Annotated in this window: 18 protein-coding genes; 8 read left to right on the plus strand and 10 right to left on the minus strand. The window is 63.0% G+C overall.

Features of this window, described 5'->3' with window-relative positions:
- Window positions 1-190 precede the first annotated feature (190 nt).
- Together PLANPX_RS07525 and PLANPX_RS07530 are read right to left on the minus strand one after the other, a co-directional pair.
- A complete protein-coding gene (locus PLANPX_RS07525; RefSeq protein ID WP_152098136.1) occupies window positions 191-1,747 on the minus strand; it encodes a 2-isopropylmalate synthase in 1,557 nt (518 codons plus the stop codon).
- 379 nt (window positions 1,748-2,126) lie between these two features.
- The gene (locus tag PLANPX_RS07530) at window positions 2,127-2,369 is read right to left on the minus strand and encodes a hypothetical protein (RefSeq protein ID WP_198421855.1); all 243 of its coding nucleotides are present in this window, start codon (window positions 2,367-2,369) and stop codon (window positions 2,127-2,129) included.
- Window positions 2,370-2,700: 331 nt separating this feature from the next.
- Here PLANPX_RS07530 and PLANPX_RS07535 point away from each other — a divergent pair, with 331 nt between their 5' ends.
- Complete coding sequence (locus tag PLANPX_RS07535) at window positions 2,701-3,186, plus strand: hypothetical protein (protein WP_152098137.1); 486 nt, start codon at window positions 2,701-2,703, stop codon at window positions 3,184-3,186.
- A gap of 14 nt (window positions 3,187-3,200) precedes the next feature.
- Window positions 3,201-4,418, plus strand: coding sequence for a hypothetical protein (locus PLANPX_RS07540; RefSeq protein WP_152098138.1), 1,218 nt, complete (start codon window positions 3,201-3,203; stop codon window positions 4,416-4,418).
- Between the two features lie 244 nt (window positions 4,419-4,662).
- Here PLANPX_RS07540 and PLANPX_RS07545 read toward each other — a convergent pair whose 3' ends face one another.
- Complete coding sequence (locus PLANPX_RS07545; protein ID WP_152098139.1) at window positions 4,663-5,238, minus strand: thermonuclease family protein; 576 nt, start codon at window positions 5,236-5,238, stop codon at window positions 4,663-4,665.
- An 81-nt stretch (window positions 5,239-5,319) separates the two neighbouring features.
- Window positions 5,320-5,625: a hypothetical protein gene (locus PLANPX_RS07550; RefSeq protein ID WP_152098140.1), complete on the minus strand. Its 306-nt coding sequence runs from the start codon at window positions 5,623-5,625 to the stop codon at window positions 5,320-5,322.
- A gap of 725 nt (window positions 5,626-6,350) precedes the next feature.
- On the opposite strand from PLANPX_RS07550, the gene PLANPX_RS07555 reads away from it, so the two are divergent.
- Window positions 6,351-6,989 (plus strand): HNH endonuclease, encoded by a 639-nt coding sequence (locus PLANPX_RS07555; protein ID WP_152098141.1) that lies wholly within the window; start codon window positions 6,351-6,353, stop codon window positions 6,987-6,989.
- 133 nt (window positions 6,990-7,122) lie between these two features.
- On the opposite strand, the gene PLANPX_RS07560 is transcribed toward PLANPX_RS07555, so the two are convergent.
- Complete coding sequence (locus tag PLANPX_RS07560; protein ID WP_152098142.1) at window positions 7,123-7,401, minus strand: ferredoxin family protein; 279 nt, start codon at window positions 7,399-7,401, stop codon at window positions 7,123-7,125.
- A 434-nt stretch (window positions 7,402-7,835) separates the two neighbouring features.
- Here PLANPX_RS07560 and PLANPX_RS07565 point away from each other — a divergent pair, with 434 nt between their 5' ends.
- On the plus strand, window positions 7,836-8,390 hold the full coding sequence (locus tag PLANPX_RS07565) for an RNA polymerase sigma factor (protein ID WP_152098143.1): 555 nt from the start codon (window positions 7,836-7,838) through the stop codon (window positions 8,388-8,390).
- A gap of 183 nt (window positions 8,391-8,573) precedes the next feature.
- Here PLANPX_RS07565 and PLANPX_RS07570 read toward each other — a convergent pair whose 3' ends face one another.
- Window positions 8,574-9,149 (minus strand): GNAT family N-acetyltransferase, encoded by a 576-nt coding sequence (locus PLANPX_RS07570; protein ID WP_152098144.1) that lies wholly within the window; start codon window positions 9,147-9,149, stop codon window positions 8,574-8,576.
- A gap of 410 nt (window positions 9,150-9,559) precedes the next feature.
- Here PLANPX_RS07570 and PLANPX_RS07575 point away from each other — a divergent pair, with 410 nt between their 5' ends.
- The gene (locus PLANPX_RS07575) at window positions 9,560-9,859 is read left to right on the plus strand and encodes a hypothetical protein (RefSeq protein WP_152098145.1); all 300 of its coding nucleotides are present in this window, start codon (window positions 9,560-9,562) and stop codon (window positions 9,857-9,859) included.
- A 32-nt stretch (window positions 9,860-9,891) separates the two neighbouring features.
- Here the strand turns inward: PLANPX_RS07575 and PLANPX_RS07580 are convergent, their stop codons facing one another.
- The 3 genes from PLANPX_RS07580 to PLANPX_RS07590 are packed head-to-tail and all read right to left on the minus strand — an operon-like array spanning window position 9,892 to window position 11,023.
- A complete protein-coding gene (locus PLANPX_RS07580) occupies window positions 9,892-10,137 on the minus strand; it encodes a hypothetical protein (protein ID WP_152098146.1) in 246 nt (81 codons plus the stop codon).
- A gap of 51 nt (window positions 10,138-10,188) precedes the next feature.
- Window positions 10,189-10,425, minus strand: coding sequence for a hypothetical protein (locus PLANPX_RS07585; RefSeq protein WP_152098147.1), 237 nt, complete (start codon window positions 10,423-10,425; stop codon window positions 10,189-10,191).
- Between the two features lie 34 nt (window positions 10,426-10,459).
- Complete coding sequence (locus PLANPX_RS07590; RefSeq protein WP_152098148.1) at window positions 10,460-11,023, minus strand: hypothetical protein; 564 nt, start codon at window positions 11,021-11,023, stop codon at window positions 10,460-10,462.
- A 146-nt stretch (window positions 11,024-11,169) separates the two neighbouring features.
- On the opposite strand from PLANPX_RS07590, the gene ispD reads away from it, so the two are divergent.
- From ispD to PLANPX_RS07605, 3 genes are all read left to right on the plus strand, one after another.
- A complete protein-coding gene (gene ispD, locus PLANPX_RS07595; RefSeq protein ID WP_152098149.1) occupies window positions 11,170-11,913 on the plus strand; it encodes a 2-C-methyl-D-erythritol 4-phosphate cytidylyltransferase in 744 nt (247 codons plus the stop codon).
- 160 nt (window positions 11,914-12,073) lie between these two features.
- A complete protein-coding gene (gene tyrS / locus PLANPX_RS07600; protein ID WP_152098150.1) occupies window positions 12,074-13,366 on the plus strand; it encodes a tyrosine--tRNA ligase in 1,293 nt (430 codons plus the stop codon).
- 13 nt (window positions 13,367-13,379) lie between these two features.
- A complete protein-coding gene (locus PLANPX_RS07605) occupies window positions 13,380-14,783 on the plus strand; it encodes a glycerate kinase type-2 family protein (protein ID WP_152098151.1) in 1,404 nt (467 codons plus the stop codon).
- A gap of 173 nt (window positions 14,784-14,956) precedes the next feature.
- Here PLANPX_RS07605 and PLANPX_RS07610 read toward each other — a convergent pair whose 3' ends face one another.
- Entirely contained in the window at window positions 14,957-16,378 is a 1,422-nt protein-coding gene (locus PLANPX_RS07610) for a DUF1598 domain-containing protein (RefSeq protein WP_152098152.1), read from the minus strand.
- Window positions 16,379-16,930: the final 552 nt, after the last annotated feature.

The following is a 16,930-nucleotide window of genomic DNA, read 5'->3' on the forward strand; positions in this document are numbered from 1 at the left end:
TCGCTTTCGAAGCTGGCTCAGCCGAACTTTGTCTACCGAATGTTGTGGCTCCCTCCCCCTGGAGGGGAGGGCTGGGGAGGGGGGAATGAACCCGGGTACCCGCCGCCGTCACCCCTCCCTAACCCTCCCCCTCAAGGGGAGGGGACCTCAAGGTTCACAACTCTCCGGTAGGCAGCCTTGAGATTCTACCTCAAACCTGGTCCGGCCGCTCCGCAATCGGCTGACCCGCGCCGCTCGCAATCCGATTGATCGCATTCAACTGAGCACAGGTGCTCGCCTCGACGGTATCAGTCGAAGTCCCGCGGCCGCGGTACAGCTGGCCGTTGTACTCCAACTCGACCATCGCTTCGGCAACGGCATCTTTGCCGCGGGTCGCACTCTGAACGCGGTAGTCTCGCAACACCGCCGAGATGCCGGTGAGCGTTTCGATCGCGTGGAACAGTGCATCGAGCGGGCCGTCGCCGTAGGTCTCGGTTTGCTTTTGCTCTTCGTTGCCGCGGCGGACGGTGAGCGTTACGGTCGGCGAGGCGCCGCTCGAGGCCTGCACTTCGTAGCTGACGAACTGCCACGCATCGAAGATCTCGGCGTTCCGCTGTTCGATGAGGGCCGCGATGTCGCCGTCGTAGATTTCCTTTTTCTTGTCGGCGAGCTTCTTGAACGCTTCGAACACCGAGTCGAGCTGCTCAGACGTTAAGTGGTAGCCGAGTGCGGTCGCCCGGTCCGCTAACGCGGCGCGGCCCGAGTGCTTGCCGAGGACCAAGTCGGTTTTCGTAAAACCGACGTCCTCGGGCCGCATGATTTCGTAGGTCGAGCGTTCCTTGAGCATGCCGTCCTGGTGGATGCCGGCCTCGTGGGCGAAGGCGTTACGGCCGACGATCGCCTTGTTCCGCTGCACCACCATGCCGGTGATGCCGGAGACAAGCCGGCTCGTCGGCACCAAGCGGGGCGTGTTGATTCGTGTGTCGGCTTTGTAGTAATCGTGGCGGGTGCGGAGGGCCATCACCACTTCTTCGAGCGAACAGTTTCCGGCCCGCTCGCCGAGGCCGTTGATCGTGCACTCCACTTGCCCGGCGCCTGCTTCGATGGCCGCGAGGCTATTGGCTACGGCGAGGCCGAGGTCGTTGTGGCAGTGGACGCTAATGACCGCCTTGTCGATGTTCGGCACGCGTTCGCGGAGGTTGCGAATGACGCCGCCGTAGTGGGCGGGGGTCGCGTAACCGACGGTGTCGGGAATGTTGACCGTCGTGGCGCCGGCGGCGATGGCGGCTTCGACCACGCGGCAGAGGAAGTCGGGCTCGGTGCGAGCCGCGTCCTCAGGCGAGAACTCGATGTTATCGCACCAGCCGCGGGCCCGCTTCACGCCGGCGACGGCCCGCTCGACGATCTCGTCCATCCCCATGCGAAGTTTGAACTCGCGGTGAATCGCGCTCGTCGCGAGGAAGACGTGGATCCGCGTGTCGGGCGCTCCTTTGAGCGCTTCGCCGGCGCGGTCGATGTCTTTGTCATTGCAACGAGCGAGGCCGCAGATGGTGGCGCCACGCACCGTTTGGGCAATCCGCCGCACCGATTCAAAGTCGCCGGGCGACGCAATCGGGAAGCCCGCTTCGATCACGTCGACCCCCAGATCGACCAGCGCCTGCGCGACCTCGAGCTTTTCGTCGAGGTTCATGCTGCAGCCCGGCGATTGCTCGCCGTCGCGGAGCGTCGTGTCGAAGATGATGATCCGGCGTGAGTCGGAGGTGGACATGGCGGTAGGTCAGGCTTGTAGCCTGACGTTAGTGGTAGGTCAGGCTTTCAGCCTGACGGGCGTCACGTTGTGGAATGGAAACCGTCGGTCACTGCTAGTCAGGCTAGAAAGCCTAACCTACTAACAAAAAAACCCCGAAGCCGGGCGGCTTCAGGGTTCTGGCAATTCTCACGATCAAGATGCAGACGAACCCTAAGCCTTGCCCTCGGCAAGTAGCAGCAGTAGCAGGCTGTTTAGGTTCAGAGCTGGCATCGGATGCTTTTTCGGTCTTTGGCGTGGGCAGACGGTGTCTGCCTGCAATCTGTTCTAGCTGACCCGATATCGAGGGTCAAGGTTCGCCGGCGTCGCCGTAAAGCGTTTGATTAAGGGAAAACACCGCCTACTGGGCGATGAAAAAGCGGGCGTCGCTCCCCCCGGGGCCGATCCCGAAGCGAACTCGCTTCGCACAGCGGGGGCAATGGCCGACGTATTCGGTCCCCTCGCGATTGGCGTACACGCGGGAGTAAACGTCGCAGCAGGCGAACTGCACGCCCAGGTACCGCGACGACTCGCGGCGATTGTCGGCCGTCATTGTGGAGGGCATCGGAACTGGACTGCAGAGATCGAGATGTTGGCCGGTCATGGCAACGCCTCATCAATAAAGTGGAAAGACTCGTTTCGTAATATTTGAATCGCAACTCCAAGCGAGCCGCAGGCCTCGTGCCTGCGGTCCTCCAAGTCGCGCCAACCGCCATTTCACGTCCCAAATCGTACGTCGTCCGCGGTAACGTCGCAGCGTCAATTTTTCCGCTATCCCCGCTATCGCCCGCACAGTCGCTACGCGCCGCTAGCACTCGCCCGCTCCGCCTTGCGGCGCCAGCGTGGTTTGCCTACTATCCGCCGCCCGCGTCGCTAAATTTGCCCCCGCTTCCCAGCGACATCGCTCTCCGCGCCTACCCAATCGCCCAGCCGATATGTTCGTCGATTTTGAAGTCACCAACTGCTCTCGCCAATGCGCCGCCAGCGGGCGAACCCTGGCGCCGGGCGAGACGTACTTCTCGACGCTGCAGGTCGATGGCGGCAAAACGGTGCGAGCCGACTACAGCGCGGCCGAGTGGCGCGGCGCCCCGGAGTCGGCGATCGCGTGGTGGAAAGCCGCGATGCCGGCGGGCGACGCGAACAAACCAAAGCTCGCGCCGCACGACGTGCTGATTAACTTGTTCGCCGATCTCGCGGAGCGTCCTGAAGAAGCCGACTTCCGTTACGTGTTAGGACTGCTACTCATCCGTCGGCGGCTGTTGAAGTTGGAAGAGACGCAACGCGATGCCTTCGGCGAACTGATGATTCTCGATTGCCCGCGACGGAACGAACAATTCGAACTCAGAGCGACGACGCCTGATCCCATGCAAACCGAGCAGTTGCAGCAGCGCATGATCGAGCTGCTCTACGGCGGCGAGTGAAGGAGACTCATGACATGCGGAACAGTGCTCAAAACTTATCGTCTAACCTCTCCCTGCAAGGAAGAGGAATCCTCTCCACGCTCTTGCTCCTCGGCCTGGTCTTCTCCACCACCGGCGCCTCGTGCACGCGCACAATGCGTAGCCCCTTCACCGCCTGGCAGCCGCCGGCGCCACAGGTGCTAATGACCGGCTCCTCGCTCGATCAAGTAATCGCGGCAGTGAACGCCAACGCGGCCCGCATCCAAAGCATTCAAACCAACAACGCCTCGATCACCGTCCCCGGCATGCCCGGCATTCCGCTCTTGGGCGGCAAGATCGCCGCGCAACGCCCCGGTCGCTTCCACCTCGTCGCCGGCACCGCGATCACGGGCGACGAAGTCGACATGGGTTCGAACGACGACCTCTTCTGGTTCTGGGTCCGCCGCAACGAACCGCCGGCGCTGTTCTACGCTCGCCACAGCCAGTTCGCCGGCAGCGCGGCGCAGCAGATGATGCCGATCGAGCCGCAGTGGCTGCTTGATGCGATGGGCTTCACCGAATTTCGCCCCGGCGATCAACACACCGGCCCCGTCCCCGTGGGCGACGGCAAGGTCGAGATCACCTCAGTCATTCAATCGCCGACCGGTCAGCTGACAAAGCGGACCGTCGTCGACGCCACCCGCGCGCTGGTGCTCGAGCAGCACGTCTACAACGCCCAGGGTACTCGAATCGCTAGCGCCGTGGCGAAGTCGCACTACTACAGCGAACCGCTGAAAATCTCGCTGCCTCAAAAGGTAGAGATCACCATGCCGGCCGCCGACCTGTCGCTCTCGATCGACATGGGGACGATCGAAATCAACACGCTCGCCGAGAACCCACAGCTGTGGGCGATGCCGTCGAAGCCTGGCGTGCCGCTCACCGATCTCGGCGCGATCCAAACCTCGGCCGCGCCGCAGCGGATGGGCGACCAACTCACCGGCGCCAACTGGTACGGCCCCGGCCCCGCGGCTGGCCAAACGCCGCCGGCCGCCGTCTACGGGCAGGCGCCAAGCATCCCGATGGCGCCGCCGCACACGAACGCGCCGCTCGCCGCCATGCCGCAAGCCATGCCAAGTTCGCCGGCTCCGCAGTTCGTGCCGCCGAACGGCGTCGAGCTTCCCGCCGCGCAAGTGGCGACGCAGCCGTCGCCGTACGCGATCCCGCAGCAACTCCCGTCCGGCGGCGTGTCAGATGCGGGGGCGTTCGTGCGCTAGACGCACGTAGCGATGCTCACAACACGCTCCTGCCCCCGGCCTACGAAACTTAATCGAGTGCCGGCGCCGCCATGAGAAATGTTGTGGCTCCCTCCCCCTGGAGGGGAGGGCTGGGGAGGGGGGATGAACCCGGGTACCCGCTGCCGTCACCCCTCCCTAACCCTCCCCCTCAAGGGGAGGGGACCAGATGGTTTAATTTTCTCAGTGATTCCGGCGGCGTTTCCAATGCCGGGACGTTCGCACGCTAGTTCGCGCTCCAGATCCCGCGCCGCGCACGCTTGGCTTCTTGCTGCGCGCGCCGCAGCACTTCCTTCTTCCGCGGGCTGAAGTCGTACCCCAACGTCGCCCGCGCAAGTCCCGCGCGAACAAGCTCCTCATTCAGCATCCGGTCGCCGCTCCACGCAAACGCGAGATACCGCCCGTGCCGATCAACCGACTCGCCATCAACTTCGATGCGCAGTTGATTACCCGCATCGCGGACGAACTGCTTCGTAAACGCACTCGCCTCGGGCCCAAACGGTTCCACGGGCCAGTCAGGCTTCACCGACTCGGGCGAGTTGACCCCTTGCAGCCGCAGACGGCGATGGCCTTCGAGCAGCAGCGTATCGCCATCGACGACGCGCTCGACGCGGTAGAGGCCAGGCTCCAAGCCCGCCTGTGAAGTCGCAACTCCGCCGCTACCGCTGCGGCCACCGTTACCACCACTTGGCCGCGGCGAATCGAGCGTCCAATCGCCGCTCCACCATCGGAACAGTCCGAGCACAATCACGCCCACGATCGCGGCGAGTTCCCGCCAATACGACCGGCGATAGCGTCTCATGGGCCAATCGCCGCGGGGCGTCTATGACAAGAGATTGCGAAGAGAAAAGTTGAGCGAGCAGGCTCAGTCGGCTGCGAACAGCTAGTTCTGGCTGAATCCAAGCTCATGCAGCCCGACGCGACCGAGCGGGTTCTTCAGGTAAGCGTTGCGACACTTGCTGCACAGGTCGTAGCGCTTCTGTTGGTAGACGTCGTCGCTGATCCGTTCATCCTCAGCGTCGTCGAGCCGATCGAGAATGTCTTGAATTTCTTGCAAGTGGTCGTGCTCGTCTTCCAACTCGCTGTCCATCGGATCGAGCGCGGCGTAAACCTCCAACCGAACGACATAGCGTAATTCGCGCTCCGGGTCGATCACCCGTTTGCAGCAATCGCATGTGAAGTGAAGCATGGCCAGCGTCCTCTGCGACAAGTTCGTAAAACGATACGCTCTGTTCCGTTGAGCGCCCCTGAAGATTCATCCTAACGACAGGATGAAGCGGCTCGCAAGTTAATCATCAATCTTTCCACAACCTGCCAACCGCGCCGCGAAAACTTCGCGCGACATAAACTCGCGCGCTCCCCCATGTGCGGCATCTCCTCCGTGAGGAAGGTTCACGGAATGGCAAATGCCGTGCCTAATGTAGGATTTGCGCGATTTCACAACGACGTTTGAAACACGCTCTTCGCCGCGAATCTCGCTGCGAAATCGCCCGGCAACGGTGCGAGCGACGAAGCGGCGCACGCCCCCCGCGTGCCGACAGACTGAGCCGTTGCCGCCGTGAAATCGCGCAGACCGCGCTGGTTTTGCCGAAAACAGGCGACTAGAATGCAAGTGACGCCACTCGCTTCCGTCGACTCGCTGTGCTTCGGACTCAGCTTCCGAAGCCCCTCAGTTGCCGCGCGACGGCGACATTGGTCTCGGGTCCCGGGCGCTGCTGCGTCCTGCCTAGCAGCGCCTTTCCTTCATACGTCATTAGCGCTCGTCGCCCAGAATGTGGGCAGCGATCGCAGCGAAGAAGCGCATGCGTCGTTCGAGCTTTCGAACCGCGTGAGCCTCTCCGCTACCGGCGTAGGCGGAAATGGCTTCGTCGTCGGCTACGTGTGACGACATGCTTGTTGGGGAGACTACCGCGAATGTCGACTGCTGATGCCAGCGGGCTCAATGCCAGCGTGCTCATCTTGAACCGGCATTACATGGCCGTTCACGTCGTCAACGTACGGCGTGCGTTCGGCCTGCTGGTCAACGCGTTGGCCGAAGTCATCCACATCGAGGATGGCGCCTACACGAATCATGATTTCGACTCCTGGCGCGAAATCAGCGAATTGCGGGCCACGTTTAAGGAACGCGAAGCCCACGACGATTGGATCCGCAGCGTCAACTTCGACATCTGCGTGCCGCGCGTCCTGCGGCTGCTCCACTACGATCGCCTGCCGAAGCAGCAAGTGCGGCTCAACCGCCGCAACATCTTCGCCCGCGACGCGAACCTCTGCCAATACTGCGGCAAGAAGTTTCCCACGAGCGAGCTGAGCCTCGACCACGTCCTGCCGACGTGCCGCGGCGGCGGCGCGAGCTGGGAGAACCTCGTCTGCGCGTGCGTCCGCTGCAACGTCCGTAAGGGAGGCCGCACGCCGCAAGAAGCCGGCATGAAGCTGATCCAAAAGCCGGTGCGCCCCAAGCGGAGCCCGATGCTAACGATCAAACTCGGCAACCCAAAATACGCCAGCTGGAAAAACTTTCTCGACAGCGCGTACTGGACAGTTGATCTGAAGTAACCGCCAGTAGCCGCGGGTCAACGACCCGCCGGAGCGCCACTTCATCGACTTCACTCCCCACAAAAAAACGAGCCTTCAACGCCCAGCGTTGAAGGCTCGTTCGCTTTGATCTCATCAACCGCCAACCGCGAGCTTAGTTCCCCGCGAGCGGTTCTTTCTTTTCAGTGATCCCTGGACACTGCGGCGCCATTTCGGCGTTCAGTTCCGTAAAGCCCTTCCACTCTTCCGGCACGTTATCTTCGTGGAAGATGGCTTCAACCGGACACTCCGGCACGCACGCTTCGCAATCGATGCATTCGTCCGGGTGGATGTACAGGATCTGCTCACCCTCGTAGAAACACTCGACCGGGCATACCACCACGCAGTCGGTGTACTTGCAAGCAAAGCACGGCTCGCACACAACGTGGGTCATCTTCGGAAATCTCCTTCTATCGCGATCTGTCGCAGCAACGCGAATGAGTGGACTGGCTGGTTCAGCCGAAGCCGATTCCGCCGCCGGAATTCAGCCATCGCCCGACAATCCGGACGACGCTCCTATCCTAGCACTGTCGTTTCAACGGCGACAAGTATTGATGAGCGAACGACTTTCGGCCATCGGCTTTTCGCCGCGGCAATCTTAGATTCGGCCAAATCGAGCGTCAACCCAAGGAAAACCTTGCCCAATCGCGACTTTCGCCGGCAATCGCAGCCTCCTCGACCAGCTAAAACCCCGCGGACCCCGACATTATCTTGCTCCGCGCTCCCTGGCTATCTAGAATCGGATGGAGCGGTTGCGACCCTTGGCGCGCTATTCGCTCACGAGGCCAGGAGCTGTATGGGGCTCAACCAATAAGGTGGTGAATCGACGTGGCGCTTTCCGACATCGACCGCAATCTGCTGGAACGCTGCCTCGCCCGCAAACCGCGGGCGTGGGAAGATTTCGTAGATCGCTTCACCGGCCTCGTGATTCACGTTGTGAACCACACCGCTCGCTGCCGCTCGCTGATGCTCAGCTCGGCTGATCGCGAAGACCTCACCGCGGAAGTTTTGCTAGCAATCGTCCGCGACGACTTCGCCGTGCTCCGCCACTTCCGCGGCAAGAGTAGCCTGGCGACGTACCTCACCGTGGTAGCCCGCCGGGTCGTCGTGCGGAAGCTCGTCGACACCCGCACGGCCACGCCGCTTGGCTCAGCCGACGTCGCCGCCGACGGCTCCGCCAACGAACAGCGGATGACCGACCGCGAAGAGGTGGAAGCTCTCATGGAACACCTCGACGACAGCGAAGCCGCCGTCGTCCGGATGTACCACTTGGAAGGTAAAACTTACCAAGAGATCAGCCGCACCACCGGCATGCCGACCAACAGCGTCGGCCCAATGCTGACGCGAGCCCGCGCCAAGCTTCGCAACGCGAGCGCCAGGTAGGTTGGGCTTTCAGCCCGACTCGGTGCGCTGTCGGCTGGCGCTGTTCGGATATTGTCTGTGCTGTGGGAGGCGTCTCCGACGCCGATATCGCTCACCACATGTAACCGACATTGCCTCGCCACGCCGCATCGGGGTCGGAGACCCCTCCCACAGATGCGTTCAGCGAAGTGGTTGTAGCGATGTTCAGAACCCCGGCCCGCGCAAATCAATCGTCCCGCTCGGCCAATGCTCGCCGCCGGGATATCTCATCACCAGCTCATCCCAAAACGGCGACGACTTAGGCTCAGCGCCGAGCGAGTTGATGAACGGATTGAGCGCCCGCACGCAGCCGAGCTTCTCGTAGAAGCCGCACGTCTTGAAGTTAGTTTGAAAGAGCGCGAACGGATACTCGCCGGAGTCGACCAATCCGAACGCCGCGCGAACGATCAGCTCGCCTAAGCCGCGGCCGCGCATCGCGCCGTCGGTGCACACGCGAGCCAATCCGCCGATCGTCATGTCGCCTTGCGACGTTCTGATCTCGCGCGGCAGCATCGCCGCATGGGCGATCACGCGATCGTCTTCCACCACCACGAGCGACCGCGGCGCTGGGCCAGGCTTGCCGCGGAACTGTTGCCCGAGCGCCAGCTGTTGCTCCGCCCGATCGGCCGCGGTGAGATGGGGTTTGGGCCATACCTGAGCGACCAATTCCCCAATCGCCCGCGCCTGGGCAGGAGTGAACTCGCGCACGTCCCAAATCTCGACGGGCATAGCGGCAATCACGGCGGACCATCCTCGTAGCGAACCAGTGGCGTAACCCTATCAAAGGGTACGTCACGCCGCCAAGCCGAGGTCGCGCCGAGGGGGATTTTCACGGCCCCGGCAGCGTTTCGCGGAACCGCAACAAGGCTTTCGCATGACGAGAAGCTGCCCAAAAAATCGGTTCGACACGGTTCACCCGCACATCTGCCGCTGCAATTTGGTGCAGCGAGGGGCCCGTGTGCCAGAGCCCGCGTGATTCCTAGCCCCGGGCTCCGCCCGGGGGTGACTTACCATGCCGCAACGCGTCGTCGCACGCAACGCGACCCCCGGGCGGAGCCCGGGGCTAAAAAACAGTACAATAGACTTACGACGCGAGCTGCGAACCGCACATCGCAACCGCGCAACATCGCCCCTCCAGGACTCCGCCGTCGATGGCCAAGAAATCAAGCACCCGCGACGCCAAGGTCGCCGCCGCTCGCAAACGCAAAGCAGCCGCCAACAAAGACGCCGACAAACGGCAACGCGTCGGCAACAAAGGAACCGGCACACAACAAGCCCGCGCCTCGCAAAAGGCGTCCGGCGGATCGAAGCAAGACCGCGAAGCGACGCGCAGCAAACTGCTGAAGGAAGTCCGCTCGATCGCGATGGGCGCCCTCGTCGCCCTCGAAGAGCAAGACTACGAAGCCGTCCGCAACAGCCTCATGACGATCGCCCAACGCGGCGATAAGTGAGTCGCATGCGGAGGTAGCCCGCAACTTTTCTGCTACGCTCGTCCAAGCCGTGTCCAAATGCTTGTGTCGGTGACGCGCTCGCGCGTTTCACTGTCAGCAAAGAGCTGGTAGTGGCCGCAGTCAGCGCAGAGCACGGCGTCGAACTTCGCGTAGGAAAAGAGCTGGCCGAGCTTAGGCAACAAGAAGGGGCCGTAACCGCCGTTCGCGCCGATTTTGGTGGTGTAGAGAGCCGTGCCGTTACAGTGACTGCATTGAGTTGGCAGCGAGTTGTGAGCCACCGGCGTCCTCAATCGAGCTTCAGCAATCCGTGTTGAACCGAATACGCAACGCTACCGCGGCGGCAGTTCTTCCGGCCGATGCACGTGATGTTCCATCGCCACTTCCAAGAACTCCGCAATCTGATCGTCAGTGAATCCGCCGATCGAATCGAAGATCGATTCCTTCACCGTCTGCGCGTCGTACGCGCTCACTTGGGTGAGAATCTTCGCGATCTCTTCGGGCGAGTGGCCCCGCTCGGTGAGCCAGGCGATCAGTTCAGCGTGACGAGGATCTGGTGCGTTTTCCATGGGCCGTGACCTTAACGAGCGTTTAGGGGATTCCCTACATTCTAGCTTGGCCGGAGGCTGCAGGGCTGGCAGGCGTTGTAGAGGCGGAATCCATCGCTTCCAAACCAGCCAGAAACGCTGGCGACATTCCAGAGATCCAATAGAGTCCGTCATAATGCCGGACCACGCGCATCGGATGCGCGTAGATGATCAAGAGGGGCATGAGCATGCAAGAAATTACCAGACACGACACAGCCAGGACTAGAAACTCCCCACGGCCGGTCGCTACCGCGACGCCTGCCATCACAATCGACATGGGGAGTATGGAAATCAACAAACTTCTCCAGACGAGCCGCCGCCGCCGATACCGTCGCGAAAAACCGGCCTTGAACTTGCAACGCTGACGAACGAACGGCGCCGTGATCATGAAGAACGGCCCCATGAACATCAGCATGAGCAGCCAACGGGGAATATATGGCAGGTTCCAAACTTGGTATTCTGAAGACTCGACTGGTTCGTTGGTGATAATGCACCGCTGCGGCAGCGCGGTTTGCGTCGGAATTACCACGCACGACCCGTCGACCCACGGCTGAAGCTGGGCCGCTTGAGGCTTGGCCATTGTGCCCTCGCTGCAGCAAGAGGTTGGAAATCCAAGCAGCCGCGATTGGCGGCGTTTGGAAAGAGGATAATAGCAGTTGTTGAATCAGGTGCCAACGCCGCGTTCCGCTTGGTGAGTCGCCGGTTCAGAGCCGAAGGTCAGTAAGCATGCCCAAATTCGCCGTCATCCTTCCCGCCGCCGGTCGCAGCAGCCGCTTCCGCGATCCCCACTACAAAAAGCCGTTCGCCAACCTCGGCGGCCGCGCCGTTTGGCTCCACTCGGCCGAGCGATTTCTCAATCGCAAAGACGTGAAGCAGGTGATCATCGTTGTTTCGGAGGAGGACCGCGAAGAGTTCGGCCGCAAGTTTGGCGCGAATCTCGCGATCATGGGCGTCGAGGTCTGCCTCGGCGGCGCCGAGCGGACCGACTCGATTCAGAATGCGCTCGCCAAGGTGAACGACGACATCGACTTTGTCGCGATCCATGACGCCGCGCGGCCCTGCACGGCAGATAAGCTTGTTGACCAAGTGTTCGCCGCCGCTGAACAACATGGCGCCGCGATCTTGGCGGTGCCGGTTGCCGCAACGCTCAAGCGGGCCGCGAAGGGCCAGCCGACGCTGATCGGCGAAACGGTCGACCGCGCCGGCCTGTGGGAAGCGCAAACGCCGCAAGTCTTCCGCCGCGAACTCATCAACAAAGCCTACGCCGCTCGCACCGCGGCTCTCACTGACGACGCCCAACTCGTCGAGAAGCTGGGCGTCCCCGTGGCCCTCGTCGAGGGCTCGCCGATGAACCTGAAAATCACCACGAAGGACGACCTGCGGCTGGCCGAGCAAATCGTGAAGGTCCTCCCCAAAGCAAAGCCCGAAGGCTTTTCGCATCCCTTCGCCGGCGACGACCTCTGGCGGTAGCCGCCACCAACACGGCCAATTTAGCCCCCGATTCTTCAAACCGGGGGCGCCACCGCGTGCCCGCACCAGGAATCAGCGATTTCTGATTTCGGCCGCCTAACCTATGATGGTCGCTCCCCGTTGAACCAGCCATCAAACTACAAACTTACTGCTCGCTCCCATGTCCTTCTTCGCAGATCTCCAGTGGCGCGGCCTGATCCACCAGACCACCGACCCCGCGCTCGACGCCTGGCTCGCTGAAAAGCCCCGTACGCTGTACGCCGGCTTCGACCCCACCGCCGACAGCCTCCACGTCGGCCATTTGATGGGCGTGATGATGCTCCGCCGCTTCCAGAAGGCGGGCCATCGGCCGATCGCCGTCATCGGCGGCGCCACGGGCATGATCGGCGATCCGAGCGGCAAGAGCGCCGAGCGCAATCTACTCAGCAAAGAACAGCTGCAGCTCAACATCGACGGCATGAAGCGCCAGATGGAGCAGTTCATCGACTTTGACGAAAGCCAGCCCCGCGCGCTGCTGGTGAATAATTTCGATTGGACTGGCCCCTGGAGCTACCTCGAGTTCCTCCGCGACATTGGCAAGAACTTCCCGGTCAACGTGATGCTCGCCAAGGATTCGGTGAAGAGCCGCATCGGCCGCGGCGAGGAGAGCGATCCGCAGGCCGGCATGAGCTACACCGAATTTAGCTACATGCTGCTGCAGGCGTACGACTTCGTCCACCTGCACGATCGCCACGGCTGCGAACTGCAGGCGGGCGGCAGCGACCAGTGGGGCAACATCACCGCCGGCATCGACCTCGCCCGGCGGATGCGCGGCGCCCAACTCCGCGGTTTCACCTGGCCGCTGCTCACGAAGAGCGACGGCGCCAAGATGGGCAAAACCGAGTCGGGCGCCGTCTGGCTCGACCCCGCGCGGACCAGCCCCTACGCCTTCTACCAATACTGGTTCAACGTCGACGACGTCGACGCGGCGAACTGCCTCCGCCTGCTTACCGAGTTATCGCAGGCAGAGATCGAAGCCCTCGACGCTTCGCGCGCGGCCGATCCTGCCAAACGCGAAAGCCAACGTGCGCTGGCCGTGGAACTCACGCGACTCGTCCACGGCGACGCCGGCCTGAACGCCGCCAAGCAAGCGACCGACATTTTCTTCGGCGCGGAGATCGCCAATCTCACCGACCGAGAACTCGGCCAGATTTTTGCCGACGTCCCGAGCAAGGAACTTTCGGCAGCTGCGCTGCAAGGCGCCGGCCTGCCGCTGATCGACGCCCTCGTCGAAGCGGGCCTCGCCGGCAGCAAGGGCGACGCCCGTCGGACGATCACGCAAGGGGGCGCCTACGTCAACAACCGCCGCGTTGAAGGCGTCGACGCGACGCTCACTCCGTCGAGCCTCGCCAGCGAAACGGTGGTGGTTCTCCGCAGCGGCAAGAAAAAATACGCGCTGCTCCGCTTCGCGTGATAAACTAACTCCGATGCGACGCACCCCGGAACAGTTGCGCGCGGACGCGCTCCGAATTTGGCGAGCCGGCCTCGACGCCGTTCGCTCTCCGCAGCTCATCTTCGACGCCGTCGAAGTTGAGGGCTCGACGCTGCGGCTTGGCGAAGAGTTCATCGATCTCGACGCGATTGACCGCATCGCCGTCGTCGGCGGCGGCAAAGCGGCGGCCGGCATGGCGGTCGCGCTCGAACAAGCCCTCGGCCCGCGGCTGCTGAAGGCGAAGCACGTCACCGGCATCGTCAACGTGCCGGCCGACTGCCTCCAGCCGACCGACGCGATCCGTCTCCACGCCGGCCGACCGGCGGGGCTCAACGAACCAACCGAAGCGGGCGTCGCCGGCGTTCGCGAGATGCTGCAGCTCGTCTCGCAGCTTGGCCCGCGCGATCTTTGCATCTGCCTCATTTCGGGCGGCGGCTCGGCGCTGCTGCCGGCGCCGATCGAAGGGTTCGCCCTCGCCGACAAAGCGCTCCTCACGCGCGAAATGTCGGCCCGCGGCGCCACGATCGAGCAAATGAACGCCGTCCGCCGCGCCCTCAGCAGCGTGAAGGGGGGCGGACTTGCCGCCGCGTGCAAGGCGGGCCGCCTGGTCGCGCTGGTGCTCTCCGACGTTCCCGGCGACGACCTCGCCGCGATCTCGTCGGGCCCCACCATCCTCGGCCACTCGCAGCCGCAACCGGCGCTTGAGGTGATCGCGAACCTCTCGCTCGCGAATCTCGAAGCCGGAGCGCGAGCCCAAATGCTTCTGGAGCAGCGACTCGCCGCCGCAGCGACGTCGCCCAACAGCCAAAATCACGCCAACAACGATCCGACGGCAACCGTTGCCAACGACTTCGGCTGCCGCATCGAAAACCTCCTGATCGGCAACAACGCGACCGCCGTCGACGGCGCCGGCGTCGAGGCCGAACGGCTCGGCTACAGCCACGCGATGCTCTCGGCCAACGCCCCCGAGGGGCTCGTGGAAGAGGTCGCCGCCGGGATCGTCGCGATGGCCCGCCGCATGCGCGACGAGCCAGGCCCCGATTGCCTCATCAGCGGCGGCGAACCGACGGTCCGCTTGGCGCCCGCCGCCGAGCGGGGCAGGGGAGGGCGAAATCAACAGCTCTGTCTCGCCGCTCTGGTTGAGGAACGCGACTGGCGGCGACTCTGCCTCGTGAGCGGCGGCACCGACGGCGAGGATGGCCCCACCAACGCCGCAGGGGCCTGCATCGACGAACTAATCGCTGCCGAGTTGCAACGCACCAAACTCGACCCGCGGTCGTACCTGGCCCGCAACGACGCGTACACGCTCTTCGACGCCGTGGGCGGCCTGCTCGTCACCGGCCCGACCCACACCAATGTCTGCGACCTTCGCGTCCTCACCGTCAGCGCAAAAAATTAGCCCCCGGCTCCGCCCGGGGGTCGGCTTCCCTTCCGGTAGACGTCGCTACCCTTTGCGTCAGCGCAAGAAAAAGCCCCCGGTTTGAAGAACCGGGGGCTAATGCGTTTCAAAATCAGAAGCGGCGGCGGTCAGGCCTTATCACTTACTCACCTAAACACCTACTCACTCTTCTCTCAATCCCACCACCACTGATCAGCCGGCAAGCTGCTCAGATCAATCGAAGCCTTCGCCTTCGCGACGGCTCCGTCGGTGTCGGCGACGCGGTTCTCGGCGTCGACCGCCTTGTTCGCACGGATTTCGACGCCGCCGCCCACCGGCGTCATCAGCCGGCGGCCTTTCCACATGCTGTTCACAGCCGTGGCGACTTGCGTCGGAGCGTTGTAGGTTTCGACCGCGTACGAACCTTCGTCGCCGATGGCGCCAAGGTCGACTTCCGCTTGGCCGTACAGATCTTGCTGTTGGATGAACGCCGCAGCGACGAGCAGGTCGACGCAGTTCCGCAGCTGGCCGTACACCGGGGCCCGTTCGGCCAGGGCGTTGTAGTTCTTGGTGAAGCTCGTGGTGAACTTCTTGCTCGCGCCGCTTTGGCGAGCCGTCCCCTCGCGACCGCCCGATTGGCTGACGACTTCGTCTTCGCCGACGAGCTTCACGCCCGAGCCGATGAATTCCGCCGCCAAGCCGTCGTTGGCCACCTTGATCCGCTGATAGTCCGGCACGAAGTACCAACGTTGCAGAGCATTGCGAGCCACGGTCGCCGGGTCGGCCATCGAGACGAAGCTGGCGATGTTCACCGGCGCTTCTTCCAGACCGATGCCGATCAGCTTCATCCGATAGTCGGCTTCCACCAGCACCTGGGCGAAGTGGGTGTCGGCCGGCACGCCGCCGACGGTGATCACTTGCAGGCCGAGGCTGTTCCGCAGGTTCTCGACGATGAACTGCTCGTCGCCGGGGCCAATTTGTCGGCCCATTTCGTTGAGGAACTGCTGCATCCGCTGCAGACCTTCCGGGGTCGGGTCGATCGAGCAATAGACGAACGGGTTCTTCTTGCCGTTTGGAGCGAACGTCCGCAGCGCGACGGCCAGGTCTTCCAATTGAAGAATTGGCTGTCCCGAATTCCACCCGACGACGCGGCCGTCCGGCGTGTCGACCCAACCTTCAGCGGGGCCGGCGAGAACAATGTCCTTCGTTTCCGGGTAGTAGAAGACGTACTGCACGCGGGTGAGGCCCGCGAGGCTTTGCATCACTTCATCCGGGCCTTGGCCCGCGGCCGTGGCTTGGTTCATCAGCTTGATCAACCGCGTGAGCGACACCTTCCGCAGCTTGCTCGGTGCAAAGACGTCGCCGCCAAGTTGGGCTTTCGCTTGCTCGACGCGGGTCTGCATCAGTTGGCCAGTGGGATCCCGCACTTCCACGCGCCGTAGCACGCCGTCGGCGTCGACGGCGACGCCGGAGGTGTTGCTGGTGCCAATGGTGTTGCCAGTGCCGCCGCCGCTGCTTTGAGCGAAGACTTGCGTCGCTCCGGTGGCAACGAGGCAGCAAAGCGCGGCCACGGCGACGCGGTGCGAGAGACGAGCCACAGACAAGTGCGACAGCATGACGACCTCAACGGAATCTGAAAGTGTGTTCTAAGCGACCGCTGCGTTGCCGAAGGCACGCCGTTCTCAAAACGGCCTGCCGTCCGCGCTGTGGCGATCAATCTTCTCTGTTTGACGGGCCAGATCGATGGCTAGCCCAGGCGTTCCTAACAGCCCGGCCCAGCCGTCGTTTCGGTTTGGCGAAACGGCGTAACCTGCGCAAGGGCCGATGCTTCTGATCTTAGTTGGGGTTCCGCAGGGAAGCAAGAAACGGCCGTTTGCTTCGAGCTTTTCGCGGGACATTCGCAGCTTGGCGTGGGCCTAGGAGAAGAGCTTTTTTAACAACGAAACACACGAAATGACACGAAAAGCGTGGCGTGTGGACCTAGCGCTCGCTGTAAGCAGCGTTTGGGGGCTTTTCTTTCGTCCCTTTTCGTGTGTTTCGTGGCCAATCTCCCCGTATCGAAATGCTCGTCCAGCCGCTCGATGCCCGGAGAACCCGCAGAATCATCGCCAACCTGCTCGGACGTGGCGAAAAAGCAACACTGCCCGTTGGATTCTGGCATCACTCTC

Source organism: Lacipirellula parvula (assembly GCF_009177095.1).
GTDB classification, from domain to species: Bacteria; Planctomycetota; Planctomycetia; order Pirellulales; family Lacipirellulaceae; genus Lacipirellula; species Lacipirellula parvula.

Excerpts from the sequence above, each read along its gene's own strand:
- PLANPX_RS07610 (WP_152098152.1), bottom strand. The coding sequence starts at position 16,378 with ATGCTGTCGCACTTGTCTGTGGCTCGTCTCTCGCACCGCGTCGCCGTG.
- PLANPX_RS07585 (WP_152098147.1), bottom strand. The coding sequence starts at position 10,425 with ATGGAAAACGCACCAGATCCTCGTCACGCTGAACTGATCGCCTGGCTC.
- PLANPX_RS07575 (WP_152098145.1), top strand. The coding sequence starts at position 9,560 with ATGGCCAAGAAATCAAGCACCCGCGACGCCAAGGTCGCCGCCGCTCGC.
- PLANPX_RS07560 (WP_152098142.1), bottom strand. The coding sequence starts at position 7,401 with ATGACCCACGTTGTGTGCGAGCCGTGCTTTGCTTGCAAGTACACCGAC.
- PLANPX_RS07525 (WP_152098136.1), bottom strand. The coding sequence starts at position 1,747 with ATGTCCACCTCCGACTCACGCCGGATCATCATCTTCGACACGACGCTC.
- PLANPX_RS07550 (WP_152098140.1), bottom strand. The coding sequence starts at position 5,625 with ATGCTTCACTTCACATGCGATTGCTGCAAACGGGTGATCGACCCGGAG.
- PLANPX_RS07545 (WP_152098139.1), bottom strand. The coding sequence starts at position 5,238 with ATGAGACGCTATCGCCGGTCGTATTGGCGGGAACTCGCCGCGATCGTG.
- PLANPX_RS07555 (WP_152098141.1), top strand. The coding sequence starts at position 6,351 with ATGTCGACTGCTGATGCCAGCGGGCTCAATGCCAGCGTGCTCATCTTG.
- PLANPX_RS07590 (WP_152098148.1), bottom strand. The coding sequence starts at position 11,023 with ATGGCCAAGCCTCAAGCGGCCCAGCTTCAGCCGTGGGTCGACGGGTCG.
- PLANPX_RS07605 (WP_152098151.1), top strand. The coding sequence starts at position 13,380 with ATGCGACGCACCCCGGAACAGTTGCGCGCGGACGCGCTCCGAATTTGG.
- tyrS (WP_152098150.1), top strand. The coding sequence starts at position 12,074 with ATGTCCTTCTTCGCAGATCTCCAGTGGCGCGGCCTGATCCACCAGACC.
- PLANPX_RS07540 (WP_152098138.1), top strand. The coding sequence starts at position 3,201 with ATGCGGAACAGTGCTCAAAACTTATCGTCTAACCTCTCCCTGCAAGGA.
- PLANPX_RS07535 (WP_152098137.1), top strand. The coding sequence starts at position 2,701 with ATGTTCGTCGATTTTGAAGTCACCAACTGCTCTCGCCAATGCGCCGCC.
- ispD (WP_152098149.1), top strand. The coding sequence starts at position 11,170 with ATGCCCAAATTCGCCGTCATCCTTCCCGCCGCCGGTCGCAGCAGCCGC.
- PLANPX_RS07530 (WP_198421855.1), bottom strand. The coding sequence starts at position 2,369 with ATGACCGGCCAACATCTCGATCTCTGCAGTCCAGTTCCGATGCCCTCC.